A 13,924-nucleotide genomic window follows, 5' to 3' on the forward strand; every position below is an offset into this window, starting at 1 on the left:
CTTAATCCACGCTGTTAAAGAACTTCCGCCTACCTTTATAACTCCTGTTATCCCTGTAAGCGGCTGCAAATATACAGCTGTTTTTTCATTACACAAGGGTTTTTACAAATCCCTCTATTTTTTACGAGATTCTTAGCTTGCATTCAGCTTCAATATTAAAATCCACAACAAAAAGAAGTCTTTACAGACCAAATCGGCGAAAATTTTAGATAAATCCACTCTAAAAAAAAAGAAAACCAATTAATAATTACATGAAAAAGTTCCAGACAAGACCAAATCTTATAAGGAAATCGGTGTAGGGATAACCCGGGGCCACGAAATTATTATTGCCATTAAGCAGGGAATTCACATTCTCAAGCTTAAAAAAGATACGGGTCTGGTCTACTTTCCCGTTAAAAAAGAAATCCACAACAGGATAATTCCCGATTTCCATTTCATTTTGAACATAAAATTCTGCAAGAACCGGGTCGTATGAATTGGCTTCATATCGAGTAAAATATTTAAAAGTAAGGCCAGTTTGCAAAAAAAGCGCCCTTTGAAACCAATAATCCTGATAATAGGCCGTATTCCGGGTTACAAAAGACGGAACTTTTAAAACCGATGCCCCGTCAAGAACATTTTGATACATTACAGTATTATCAAAACCAAAAACACCTAGGTCGAAACCGCGGTAAGCCTTTAATTTAAAATAACGCAACTGGTCATCGAATTGAAAAGGTCTGACCATTCCCGCTTCATTCAAACCAAAAAAAGCAAAATTCTGGATTTGTGTGATTTCACCATCAATTTCCGCAAGTTTTTCCGAATCCAGCCTAAAGAAAATTTGTTGGGTATTCACATTATCGAAATTGGTTTGCCAGTTATAGTTAAGGTAATTACTTTGATAAAGCATAAAGTTATAATCGGGTAACCTACTGTTTTGGTTAAACCCAAATTCAATTCTGTTTTCCGGGTTAAAGGCATAGGCTGCCGAAGCAGTCAGATAATTTGCATTGAAATCACCGCCAAAACTCAGCATGGCATCGGCTTCAATGCTAAAACCGCCAAAGTTATTTTCATACTGACCACCAGCAGAATAATTGGTTCCTTTCAAGCGATTATCAATTCTTCCTTCGGAAGTATAATACACAGTATTGTATCCGTAATTGTAGTTTACAATAGAAGCTTTTGCCCTTAAATCCCCTAGGACATCATTAGTAAACCGGGCGTAGGCCTCGTTGGTAAGTTCTTCAAGACGAACCACATCATTAAGGTTAGCGCTATCGAAAGACTCCCCAAAGATATCGTTGATCGCTTGGGTCTGTTCAAACTGAAATTTCTTGTAATCAAAATGAAAAACATGCCCAAAAGAAAGCGCACTGGTATTATCGGACCGTGGCTCGGCCAGATGGTATAAATGGTCAAGATAAAATCGCTTCCCAAAAAGTGTGCTTTGGGCATTTTCAAAATTCATCTCCAAAAGTGAGCGATCTTCAAATTCTTCCTCCTCGTTGGTATATTGGTCCATCGCCTGGGGGCTTAGTCCACCGTTTTCCTGATTCAATAGCTTGTGGGAAACGAAATGAGACTTAAGCTGATATTTTCTATTCAGGGTCTGATAATTAAGTGTTGTTCGGAATATTCCTGTACTGGTTAACTGATGCTGGTATTTACCCAAAGCCCGAACTCCTTTATAGGCTATAGAAAAATTTAACCTATCAGAGGTATTGATTGTAAAGAAGGCATCAAGCTGCTGTCCTTGTTCAGGTACGGTTTTAAAATATAATTCAGTTAAAGGTGTAGGTACATGATAATAATCAATATCCTCAACGTCCATAAAGCCAAAGTGTCTTGCTCCGGCAACAAAACCTGGCATTAGCTTATCTGTTTCATATCGCAGGCTCAAGGAATTATAGGTTTGACCGGTATTGGGAAAGCTTAGCAGCTCAAAATTATCTTTTCGCAGGTAATTAAATTTATACTCTTTGTGAATATTAAGACTAGTATCCACATAGGTGGTATCACTGTCAATGGAAATTATTTTGTAATCTTCCACAGGGGCCTTCGGCAATGTATCGGACTGGGACTGCTCCTGCCCACCCCTTTGATCAGGTGCAGCAAGTCTGTTTTGTGAAATAACCCAAGAAGGCATTAATATCAGCAAAAGAAACAAGTTCTTCATTCAAGAGAATTTGCAACAAAGTTATATTATTTAAAAAAACAAAGGCTGTTTTGTATAAAGTTTTAGTTTATGGTATATCAACCCTTAATAACAGCCATTGAGGTTTGGTCGAAATGATTTTATCTATTCCCCGGCCAAAATAGAAGATGAATATCCATAAAAACGAACCGCCCGGAAAATTCCGGGCGGTTTTAAAATAGTAACTTAAAAAAGTTTAGTATCCAGGATTCTGCTCCATATTAGAGTTTGCATCCAGTTCAATTAATGGAATAGGATAAGCAAGTCTAAAATCACCATAAGGAATAGTCTCCGTAATGTTTTGCTGAGCATCGATCTTCTCGATATCCATGCCATTTCTCAATAAATCCCAGTAGTAAAGACCTTCAAAAATGAATTCTTTTCTTCTCTCCTCAAGAATATTAGCAAGATTAATTTCAGTATATGGAGTAGCATTTCTATGTGCCGGGATCTTGTTAAGCTGAACAAGTGCCTCGGCATCATCTGGTGTAGATGATCGATGTAAAGCTTCTGCATAGTTAAGAATCACTTCTTCATAACGGATCACTGGAATATTAGCTTCGCGATCCGGATATTTAGCCATATTTCTGATCATCTCTCCATCCATTCCAAGTACATCTTCACGCACATCTGAATCCTCATAAAGGTTCAGTACGTTCGGAGCAGCTTCTATATCTCCATAAGATTCACCACGGTAAATATATTCCATAGAATCACTTCCCTGGTTATCAGTTCCGCTAAGCGCGATTTCAAAAAGAGAATTAACTGCACCATCTACTGCAAAAGAAGATACAAAATTATCTGCTTCCACGATGTCATATTTCCCGGAGTTGATCACTTCTTCAGCAGCTGCAATTGCTTCAGGCCACATTTCGAAGTAAACAGCAGCCCTGGATTCAAGAGCTGGAGCAGTATATTTAGACATGAATTCCTTTGAAGGATCGAAAAAGTCTTCACTCATCAATTCAAATGCAGTCTGAAAATCACTCATTATCATACTGCGATTATCTTCAATAGTAGGTCTTGAAGGAATATTATCTTCTCCCTTGAACTCGGTCATATAAGGAACTCCAAGAGTACCTCCGGTATGTTCCTGGCCAAAAGTTTTCAAAAGATCAAAATGCGCAAGGGCTCGAATGGCATAGGCCTGACCCTGGATATGCTTGGCATATTCCTGATCACCTTCCAGAGTAGAAAGATCTGCACCGATAAGGATGTTTGCAATTGCAATAACACCGTAAGCTTCATCCCAGAAGAAGGTTCCGCTAGGTAAATAAGCAAACTGCGCCTGAGTTACAAACCGTCCTGAATTACCATTGGAAAAGGCATTCGGAGTTCTAACTTCGTTGGTAACAAAGTAATCTCTTCCATAATAAGCTGCACTGGACATTCTGTTATAAGCACCTTTAATAAGGCCCTCCATATCTCCAACAGTTGCCAGCGCCTCACTTCCCTCTTTAGATTGCTCTAAAGAAGGATTAAGATCATCTGTTGAACACGCACCTACTACCGTTAGAGCGGCAATTAAGACTGCGTATATAAATTTATTTGTCTTTTTCATAGTTCTTAAATATTTAAGTTAATTCCTAACACCACGGACTTAAGTGGGGGAGTAAATATACTGGTAAAACCTAATTGTTCAACCTCAGGATCGTGCTGAAGGTTGTCATCTTTAACCCAGGTGTAAAGGTTTGTACCTCTAACAAAAATTCGTCCTGAATTTAATCCGATAGCATCGTTTATAGCAGGGGAAAAGTCATATCCTACAGTTACATTTCTAAGTCTGAAGAAGTCTCCTTCATGCAAGAATTTAGAATTATACTGCCATGGCTGACCACCATAGATCATTTTTGTAACCCTGGTTTGATCACCCGGTTGCTGCCATCTGTCCATCAGGCTTGCATAACCATTGTAAATCCCCGCTGAATATAGGTTCGGCTGGTTAAGGTATAAGTGCCAAGATTCATAGGTGGAATGCCCACCAGCATAGTACCCGCTAGCATCAAGGAAAAAGCCTTTGTAATCCACATGAAAGTTAAGTCCCGCTGTTAAGGTAGGCAAAGCGCTACTCCCCTGAAATGCTCTTTCAGCAGCATTATAATTCGTAGTAGTTGCTCCATCAACACCATTCTCATACCAGGTATCCACTCCAGTTTGAGGATCAACTCCCGCCCAGGTTGGCATATACCATTCGTTAACCATAGAACCAGTTTCTGAACGCTGAGTACCACTTGGAGCATCAGGATTAATAACTGGAATTTCTATTCCGTTTGCATCTGTAGCAAGTTCAAGAATTTCGTTTTCAACAGTAGCCACATTTCCTCCTATACTTAGGTTAAAGTCATTAGATCTAACTATAGCAAGATCAAGTTCAGCTTCAAAACCGCTGTTCTCCATTCTTCCAATATTTCTTCTTTGAGTATCAAAGCCGGAAGTTAAAGAAAGAGGTACGTTAAGTAACATATCCTCGGTTTCCTTAGTATAATATGCAAGAGAACCGGTAATTCTATTTTCGATTAAACCAAACTCAAGACCTACATCAAGGGTGTAACTGGTTTCCCAGGTAAGATCTTCATTACCAAAGGTATCAGGATAAGAAGCACCTGTCCCTGCATAGTCGGCATCATAATTAAACAATACCTGATAGCTGTTAATATCTATATTAGCATTACCAGTCTTCCCATAAGACCCTCTAAGTTTAAGGGTATTAATCATGTCATTATTGGCAAGGAAAGCTTCTCTGTGCAGATTCCAGGCAGCACCAACGGCCCAGAAATCTCCCCAACGGTTATCTGAACTAAATCTTGAGTTCCCTTCCCTTCTGTATGTAAGATCTACAACATATCGATTGTTAAAGTTATAAGAAGCATTACCAAGGTAAGAAGCTACAGACCAATCTGTAAATTCTGAATAAGCTCCAATTGGGTTACCAGCAGAAGCAAGGTTTGTCAACCCATCAGCAACGAACTGATCTCCTTGAGCACTTAGATAACTTCTTCTGTACTTCTGATATTCCTGAAGCACTTTAAAATCAAAATTATGATCTCCTGTATTCCAAAAATAATCCAGTGAGTTTTGGAAAACGTAAGTAGCTGTATTTCTATTTACAGCCCATCCATATCCATTGGTAGCATCTCCATCACCTCTTACACGGTTACGGTATCTCTTGTAATTGTATACCTGGTAATCTACAGAGAATCTAGAAGTAGCTGAAAGATTCTCAATAGGAGTTTGCCAGTTCAAGGAATTGTTGGAAAGAATCCTGGTAAGCTTAGACTGGTCAATATCGTTTTCAGCAATATACAATGGGTTAGGAAGACCTGTACCAATGTTTATGGAACCATCTTCATTGTAAGGCTGATCGATAGGAGACATAAAATATTTAGCGGTATGCGGAGAAGAGAAATAAGCACTTCCCTCAAGAATACCATCCTGGAACGTATGCGAAGCATTATTTGCAGTGGTGAATTCAAGCTTGTCATTAAATTGCTTGCTAAAATTCAAGGCTCCTGAAATTCTGTCGAACTCCGCACCAATTACAGTAGCTTCCTGATCGTAATATCCTAGTGAAGCATAGAAATTATGATCTTCGGCGCCACCTGTTGCAGAGATCACGTGCTCCTGGATAGGGGCATCTTCATTTTTGATATTCTCTTCCCAGTTACCTTCAGGTCTTCCGGCCGCATTCCATGCCTGGTAAGAACGCCCGTAAGAGGACTCCAAAAGATTGGTATCAAATTCTCTCGCGTCTTCAATAGAGGTTAATCCATATTCTTCTCCAAAGGTATTGAGAACCCCTTCATAGAAAAGTTCTTCCCGCTGAGCTCCTGTAAGCATTTTCGGTCCATCAATAGCATTATTGGTAAAACCATAATAAGAACTTACATTAAAAGTAGTTTTTCCTTCTTTACCACTTTTAGTAGTAATAACAATTACCCCATTCGCGCCACGTGCACCATAAGCAGCTGTAGCAGAGGCATCTTTTAGTACCGTCATACTCTCGATATCATTAGAGTTGATACTGGCAAGAGGAGATAAAGAAGAACCAGAATCAGCACCACCAACATTATTATTTATGATTGGCACTCCATCAATTACGTACAAAGGTTCAGTTCCTGCGTTAAGTGAGCTTACCCCACGAATCCTGATGTTCTGAACGGCACCAGGAGTACCTGAAGAACTCTGAATAGTCAATCCTGCAACTTTTCCCTGAAGAGCCTGATCAACAGAAGCCATAGGGGTTTGCTGGAGTTCATCTGAACCTAATTGAACAGCAGAACCAGTCATATCATCTCTTCTTTTCGAGACATATCCCATTACAACAACTTCTTCAAGAGCAGCTGCATCTACCCCAAGAGTAGCATCAATTCTGGTTTTATCACCCACAGGAATTTCCTGGGTCGCAAAACCAACATAGGAAAATACTAGCACATCTGTACTCTCAGCACTGATGCTATAATTCCCATCAAAATCTGTCTGAGCACCATTCATGGTGCCTTTAACAATAATATTCACCCCCGGAAGAGGCAAACCGTCTTCGTCGATAACCGTACCGGTTATCGTCTTTTCTTGTGCAAAAGTAAATTGCACTACGAACGCTAACATTAGCGTTAGAAAACCATGTAATTTGTTTTTCATTATTAAGTTAATTTGAATTAGCCTGGGCCAAAAATCCTAATTATTTCTTAATAAAACAAGTAAAAAGTATATAACGGAAGTTAAATATAGTTCTGGGTCAAAAATGGCATTTAATGCAACCGATGGATTAACTTATAGGAACTCGAAAGGAATAAGTACAAAAAAAAAGGCCACCTTTCCAGGTGACCTTAAAACAATTACTAGGTAAGTTTCTTATCTCCAGCCTCCGGTAGAATAATCTTCTCCGGGAGTTCCGGTAGTCCCTCCGAAAGTATAATAAGGAATTCCGGCAGCATCAAGTGCAGCCCCTGGAATAGGGAAATGCAATAAAGTTCCCGGCTCCAATAGATCTTTCCCACGCATTTCATAGAAACCAAGTCCCATGCCCGTATTCATAAGTTCCACCATTCTTTCATAGTGAATAGCATCGGCAATAGCTTCCTCTTCGGCCGGCACATCCGGTAAACCACCTCGATCCATAGCATTCAAAACAGCCGCAGCTGCAGCAGGATCATCCAACCACAGGTGAGCTTCTGCCTCGTAAGTTTCATTTTCTGCCTGGAGCATTTCATAGAGGTCTGTAGTGAATCCAGAAGCCAACCAGTCATCCCATCTTTTTTGTCTGTAAGTACTCCAGTGGTAAGTTCCCCTGTCTTCAGGAAAGTCCTGGTAATCTAAATACTCAAAGTACTCCTCAAATCTAGCATCCGGGCTGGTAGCCGGAGGCAGGCTAGTAACTCCGGCTGGCCAGTAACTGGGATAGTCATCCGCCATCATTCCAATGATTCTCATATCAACCCTACCCCATCCCGGGTATATTGAATATCCAATAAAGTCAGGCCACCACTGGTTCCAACCATCCTGTCCCACAGCGAAATCATAGCTCAAACCATTTTCCGCGTAAGCAAGGATTCTCCCCCAGTCTAAAGCCGCTTTTTGAGTGGCATTTCTGGCACTATTGACATAGATCCTTGCAGCAAGCGTATTTAAAAACTCGCTCCACTGATCGCTGGTTAGTGATTGCCCGTAGACCTGACCCTCCGAAAGCGAAAAATCACCACGATCGGCAGCAGCAATAGCCAGATCCAGTTTGTCCAGAGCCAATAGAATTGCTTCATCAAAATTAAGAGGCTCCCCATTGTTAAGGGTTCCGGTCTCATCAAAGGCATAAACCCGATCAAAAAGTAGCGCTAGACTACCAATAGCTGCTCCCTGACCAAAACGGGCCAAAGACTCAACTTTATCATTATCCGAAAACTCCCTTCCATTCTCAACCTGAATTGCAAGCGCATTAGCATCAGATAAGATAGCGTTCATAGAGTTAAAATAACTTTCCGTTGCCTGACGACTTCCATAAGAAGAGGAATTATTCCATTCAATTCTGGGTTCGCTAGACATGTCCCGCATCCCCATGTTCCCCCAGGACATTGTAATCTGATCGGCCATAACGTTGGTGACCAAACCGGGTCCATAGTAGTTATTCTTAGTGTTATACCAGCTTTGGAAGAGCTGATCAGCAGTTGCCTCATTAGCTAACTCCTCACTGGTTGGCTCCTCTTCATTAAGCACCTCAAGATCAGTCTCCATATCACAGGAGTAAAACATCAGGGCGAAAGCAGCCAGGAATGTTAGTTTTATATTTTTCATATTTCTTTTTTTTAAAATTTAATTTGAACCGAGAAATTATAAGATCGTGATACTGGATAAACTCCATAGTCGATAGCGTAATAATTCTGGGTAAGAGAATCATATCTTTGTACTTCGGGATCCCATCCACTGTAGTCAGTAAAAGTTAATAAATTTCTTCCAGTTACACCCACTCTAAGGGAGTTAAAGAAACCATCGGCAATTCCGGATAGCTGGTCTCTTCCAAAAGTATAGAATAAAGAAGCCTCTCTTAGCTTAACAAAGGAACCATCTTCCACCCAGAATTCAAGATCGTTATTAGCATTATAAAGACTCTGGTAGTAGTCCTGAGTTTTTTTCTCGCCTTCAGCCACCCCGGCCTGATCCATCATCGCATTACGATTATCTCTGGTTAGCCATTGACCTTGTCGATTGTATATGTCTCCGCCTTCTTTCCAATCCCAAAGCATATAAAAGTTAAGGCCTTTATATTTGAAATTAGATGTTAGTCCTAAATTGAAATCAGCATTTTGGGAACCAATTTTACCAAACCAGGTATTTCCATCAGCATCAAGTCGGGTTATCGCCTTTTCATTAGGTGTACCAATAGCATCGGCCAGTACAACCACTCCATCACGATTAACGACATAATCATTGATGTTTGCACCTTCAGGTAACTGTTGTGACATTTGCTCTAAAGAGGTAACAAATGCACCTCCATACATAGCTCCGAACTCCTCACCTTCCTCGATTCGGAAGATTCTTCCAGGAGTATTGGTTCCTGCAGGACCAACGATAATAGGATCCACATTGAGTTGTTTTACTTCGTTTCTTGTCCTGCTGTAACGAAGCCCAAGATCCCAGCCCCAATCTTCTTGCTTGATAACCTCCGCATTAAGCATTAGTTCAAGGGTGCTAAACTCCACAGTACCTACATTTTGCCATTGCTTGTTTCTACCTTCATTCACAGGTGCAAAGATATCTACAAACATAAATTGGTTTTCAGTTTCTGCGTTAGCATATACTCCTTCAAAGGTAAACCGGTCAAGGAAACTAACATTTAAACCAATTTCCTTTTCTGTTGTTAAGGAAGGCTTTAAAGAAGGGTTAGCCAGCACACGATCGGTATCCACTACCCCTGAATTAAGGCCGGTATAATCATACTGCCAGTTAAATCCGGGCCGTTGCCCTGCAGTACCTATCGCAGCATGAATCTTCATTTCCTGAATTCCTGGAATTTGCAGGTCTTCGGAGATTCTATATGCCCCTGAAAATCTGTAGTAATTGTTCCATCGGTTATCTTCACCAAACAAAGAGGAACCATCAATACGGTACATTGCATCAAGAATATAACGATCCTTAAAATCAAGACCTACTATAGCGAAATAATTCTGAGCCCGTTCATCCTGTAAAGTAGAACCTATATTGGTTCTATCAGTAGCAAAGTTATCAAGCGAAATCACCCCTTGATAGGTAAAGTCATATCCTGAGGCGTCGAAATACTCATAATGATTATCTTCCATGAGGTAACTCAGTTTACCTGCAATATTCAAATCACCAAAAGAATCTACATAATTAAGTGTAGCTTGAGCCTTTTGAGACAAAGTATAAGAGTTTTGTTTAGTTAAACCACCTTCAGAATAACTGAATCCAACATCTTCCCCTCCAAGGGATCCGCCGGTTTGAAAAGCCGTATAAGGAGTAAGACTCTGGTTATTCCAGGTGGTACTCTCCACAGCATATTCCATATCTAAATTTAAAGGGTCAGCGAATTTTACATTCAAGTTGTAAGAACCAAGGAATCTGTTTCTAACCGCTTTTTCCCTGATCGTAGCCAGGTTATACAAAGGATTAATGGTGGTAGCCGCCCATGGATTCGGGATATAATAATACGGCTGACCATCAGGGTTAAGCGCACTAAGATCAACATCAGGATCAGAAAGCGCAAGATCAAATATAACCCCGTCAAGAGATCCACCTGGAGTCTCGTTATTAGAGCGTATATAATTATTATTGGTAGTAAGTTTTAACCAATCGGTTATCTTAAAATCTCCATTTAAACGTGCAGCATATCTTTCATAACCACCAGTCTCTGCAAAAATACCTTCATTCTGTGTTCTCTCGGCAGAGAAGAAAAGGTTAGAAAACTCAGAAGCATTAGACACAGAAGCATAAGTAGTCAAATCAACTCCTGTTTCAAAAAAGATATCCTGGTTATCGTAGTATGCCCCAAAAGGATTGTCGGCATAGCGATCCTCAGAAGGAATTCTTGCGCCGGTGACTCCTAGTCTTCCCACTCCTGTATAACCATCAGCATATCCCACGCCAGCATACCTTGTATATCGGTTTTCACTTTGATAATCGTCAGCAAGCTCATAGATATGAGATCGGTTAATGTCAATTTTGTTAGCTAGTTCAGAAATTCCTATGTCATTTCTCAAAGTAACCTGAGGTCCATCCTGGTTGAACTTTCCTCTCTTAGTCGTGATCACAATAACTCCATTCCCCGCACGAGATCCGTAAAGCGCAGATGCTGAAGCACCCTTTACGATCTCAAAGGAAGCAATATCATCAGTATTAATATCCTGAATACCACCTTCTACCTGGATCCCATCCACGAGGATCAAAGGCTCCTGTCCACCAAAAAGGTTGGTAGCACCACGAAGTTGGATAGTAGACCCTGAACCAGGCTGGCCAAAATTAGTTACCGTGACCCCAGCAACTTTTCCCTGAAGGGCGCTTGCGGCAGAAGTAGCCGGAATGACTTCAAGATCATCAGCATCAACTTTGTTTACTGTTACTGACAGTTTTTTACGACTGGTAGCTCCAGCCAGACCGGTAACCACAACCTCTTCCAATTGTGCCGCATCACCTTCCATGGTGATATTAATTACATCCTGGTCACTAACCACTCTTTCCTGGGTGGCAAGACCAATAAATGAGAATGATAATACATCCCCCAGAGAGGCATTTATCGAATAATTCCCATCAAAATCGGTCTGAGTCCCTGTAGTGGAACCCTTAATCAGCACGTTTACCCCTGGTAGAGGTAAACCCTGTTCATCCATAACCGTACCGGTTATGGTCCTTTCCTGTGCAAAGGTAAGCTGCACAACTAACGCCAATAACAGCGTTAGCATCACGTGTAGTCGTTTTTTCATATTTGTTAGTTTGAATTAGCTTGCGGCTAAAATCACAAAATTATCTTAATTAAACAAACCTAAATTTTTGTTTTTTTCACAAAATTTAAGAATTATTCAATATTTTGATACATTATTTAGTTGTTTATAAATTTCATAAAATTAAAATAAAATCAATAAAACTAAGGGTTTGCAAACATATGCATGAAAAAAACTTCCTTTCATTAAACTATTGTTAATAAAATTATTTGATTCTATTTTTTTACATTTGAACCCAAAGCTATTTCAACATGCTCCTCCCTTATTACAGCGATACTAATTTAATGGAATGCGGCACCGATGAAGCTGGGAGGGGGTGTCTCGCAGGGCCTGTTACTGCGGCCGCCGTTATCCTACCCAAGGATTTTAGAAATGAGGTATTAAACGATTCTAAACAGATCAAACAGCAGACCCGGAATCATCTAAGAGGAATTATCGAAAAGGATTGTACCTCTTTTGGTGTCTCTCATGTATTCATGAATGAAATCGACCAATACAACATTCTTAATGCCTCTATAATGGGCATGCACAGGGCAATAGATCAGTTAAAATGCCAGCCTGATTATATTTTGGTAGATGGCAATAAATTCAAACCTTATGCTGGTATTTCCCATTGCTGTTTTATTAAAGGCGACGGAAAATATCTTAGTATCGCAGCGGCTTCTATCCTGGCAAAAACTTATCGCGATGCATTCATGGAAAGCATCCATGAAGAATATCCCATGTATAACTGGAAACAGAATAAAGGCTATCCAACTGCAGAGCATAGGACGGCAATCTTGAAATACGGGACCACTAAATACCACCGTCAAAGTTTTAGACTTGTTCCTGAAGAGCAATTGAAAATGAGATTATAAGGTTTCAAAGTTTTTTACCAATGTAAAGGAGCAAATGCTTGGCTTGTGAAACTACAGCATCTAAAATTAAGGGGCCGCGAAGAAAACTCCGCGGCTCCACCTTTAAAAAACCAAACAAAAAGGATTATTCCAGACTGAAAGAACTTAACAGCCTGATCTTATTATCTGCATAGGTATACTGATGCAGCATATTATCCCCAACCATTAACAGCACCTCCTCCAGAGGGATTACATCATAGGTGTTAATGTCCTGAAAGTGGTCTGTTAAGGTTAAACCGGGGGATTGGGTTTTATCATAAATTTTAAGGCCTGAGTCACCATCGCAGACGAATAACAAATCGTCTTTAACACCGAGACCATAAGGGCTATCCATCTCATAAGTAGCCAGCAATTCCGGATTTCGCTTATCCGCTACATCAATCACCTGCAATTGGCTCCAGGATTGTCCACACTCATTGCCACCACGAATGGTAACATAAGCCTCATCCCCATCAACAACCACAGGATCACACCCTAAAACATGTTGAAGCATGGATACAAATTCCGGCCTTGAAGGGTCCTCAATGCTGTAAATATACATTCCTGAAGAACTTCCGAGGTAGAGATAATCGTCCTGATTGAAGATAGTTTCTATTTGCCAACCAACATACTCAGTGCCAACATGTTCAGGCAATGAAAGATCGGAAATATTGAAAACCGAAAGAGCCTGGTTTCCTACTACATAAAGGAATTTATCTTTAATATTGAAACGCGCCATAGAGCCTCCCGTACCGGTAGATGCATCACCAGAAGCTCTGGAATTAAAGGATTCAGCGGCCAGCATTCGCCGGTCATTTCGAACCATTTCAATTTTTCTCCGCTCTAACACAAAGCCAATTATCACCTCCTTCTCGAAGTCTAAATTTTCGGTATCCACGAAAGCAGCCCCCTGGGGGGTCGAAGGTTGATAGTTCTCAAATACGTCCTCCACTCTATCCAGTTGTTTTATATTATTGATATCACTAATGTCAAAAACGACCAGATCCATCCCGCTGTTGGCAAAAAGCTTATCTTCCTTAATTGCGACATCAGTATTTTGAGGGATTTTTAAGTATTTTATTTTTTGAGGACTTTCATGGCTGGAATTATCTATAATATGCACCCCGCGATTAACATCATTGACAAAAACAAAATCTTTATACGCATAGATCTTTCCGGCCTGTTCGATTTCTTTTGGCTCCTGGATATAAACTGAAGATCTAAAATCAGCTACAGACATAGTCACTGGCACGGCCACCATTTCCACATTCCCAGCCTCTTCCTCTTTCTCACAGGAAGTAAATAAGGTCATTAAAGCCATAAGAAGCAAAGTGATCAATGAATATAAAATTCTCATAATTGTAGAGGTTAGTTTCCTACTAGATGCATAAACGCAGGAAAGGTTGCGTAGGAACAATAAAAAAAAT

Annotated in this window: 7 protein-coding genes; 1 reads left to right on the top strand and 6 read right to left on the bottom strand. The window is 40.3% G+C overall.

The window, feature by feature from the left end; translation table 11 throughout:
- Positions 1 to 247: 247 nt before the first annotated feature.
- The 5 genes from ACW6NC_RS15300 to ACW6NC_RS15320 all read right to left on the bottom strand — a co-directional run bounded on the left by ACW6NC_RS15300 (position 248) and on the right by ACW6NC_RS15320 (position 11,604).
- Complete coding sequence (locus ACW6NC_RS15300; protein ID WP_457867351.1) at positions 248 to 2,161, bottom strand: putative porin; 1,914 nt, start codon at positions 2,159 to 2,161, stop codon at positions 248 to 250.
- A gap of 214 nt (positions 2,162 to 2,375) precedes the next feature.
- Complete coding sequence (locus tag ACW6NC_RS15305) at positions 2,376 to 3,740, bottom strand: RagB/SusD family nutrient uptake outer membrane protein (protein WP_457867353.1); 1,365 nt, start codon at positions 3,738 to 3,740, stop codon at positions 2,376 to 2,378.
- A 5-nt stretch (positions 3,741 to 3,745) separates the two neighbouring features.
- A complete protein-coding gene (locus ACW6NC_RS15310) occupies positions 3,746 to 6,817 on the bottom strand; it encodes a SusC/RagA family TonB-linked outer membrane protein (RefSeq protein ID WP_457867355.1) in 3,072 nt (1,023 codons plus the stop codon).
- A gap of 213 nt (positions 6,818 to 7,030) precedes the next feature.
- On the bottom strand, positions 7,031 to 8,464 hold the full coding sequence (locus ACW6NC_RS15315; RefSeq protein ID WP_457867357.1) for a hypothetical protein: 1,434 nt from the start codon (positions 8,462 to 8,464) through the stop codon (positions 7,031 to 7,033).
- A gap of 11 nt (positions 8,465 to 8,475) precedes the next feature.
- Entirely contained in the window at positions 8,476 to 11,604 is a 3,129-nt protein-coding gene (locus tag ACW6NC_RS15320) for a SusC/RagA family TonB-linked outer membrane protein (RefSeq protein ID WP_457867359.1), read from the bottom strand.
- A gap of 269 nt (positions 11,605 to 11,873) precedes the next feature.
- On the opposite strand from ACW6NC_RS15320, the gene ACW6NC_RS15325 reads away from it, so the two are divergent.
- Entirely contained in the window at positions 11,874 to 12,479 is a 606-nt protein-coding gene (locus tag ACW6NC_RS15325) for a ribonuclease HII (RefSeq protein ID WP_457867361.1), read from the top strand.
- Positions 12,480 to 12,603: 124 nt separating this feature from the next.
- Here ACW6NC_RS15325 and ACW6NC_RS15330 read toward each other — a convergent pair whose 3' ends face one another.
- Complete coding sequence (locus ACW6NC_RS15330) at positions 12,604 to 13,854, bottom strand: LVIVD repeat-containing protein (RefSeq protein WP_457867363.1); 1,251 nt, start codon at positions 13,852 to 13,854, stop codon at positions 12,604 to 12,606.
- Between the last annotated feature and the right edge of the window lie 70 nt (positions 13,855 to 13,924).

Source organism: Salegentibacter profundi, assembly GCF_054121475.1.

What these genes read in the sequence shown, in the direction of transcription:
- ACW6NC_RS15315 (WP_457867357.1), bottom strand. Translation starts at nt 8,464, where the DNA reads ATGAAAAATATAAAACTAACATTCCTGGCTGCTTTCGCCCTGATGTTT.
- ACW6NC_RS15300 (WP_457867351.1), bottom strand. Translation starts at nt 2,161, where the DNA reads ATGAAGAACTTGTTTCTTTTGCTGATATTAATGCCTTCTTGGGTTATT.
- ACW6NC_RS15325 (WP_457867361.1), top strand. Translation starts at nt 11,874, where the DNA reads ATGCTCCTCCCTTATTACAGCGATACTAATTTAATGGAATGCGGCACC.
- ACW6NC_RS15310 (WP_457867355.1), bottom strand. Translation starts at nt 6,817, where the DNA reads ATGAAAAACAAATTACATGGTTTTCTAACGCTAATGTTAGCGTTCGTA.
- ACW6NC_RS15330 (WP_457867363.1), bottom strand. Translation starts at nt 13,854, where the DNA reads ATGAGAATTTTATATTCATTGATCACTTTGCTTCTTATGGCTTTAATG.
- ACW6NC_RS15320 (WP_457867359.1), bottom strand. Translation starts at nt 11,604, where the DNA reads ATGAAAAAACGACTACACGTGATGCTAACGCTGTTATTGGCGTTAGTT.
- ACW6NC_RS15305 (WP_457867353.1), bottom strand. Translation starts at nt 3,740, where the DNA reads ATGAAAAAGACAAATAAATTTATATACGCAGTCTTAATTGCCGCTCTA.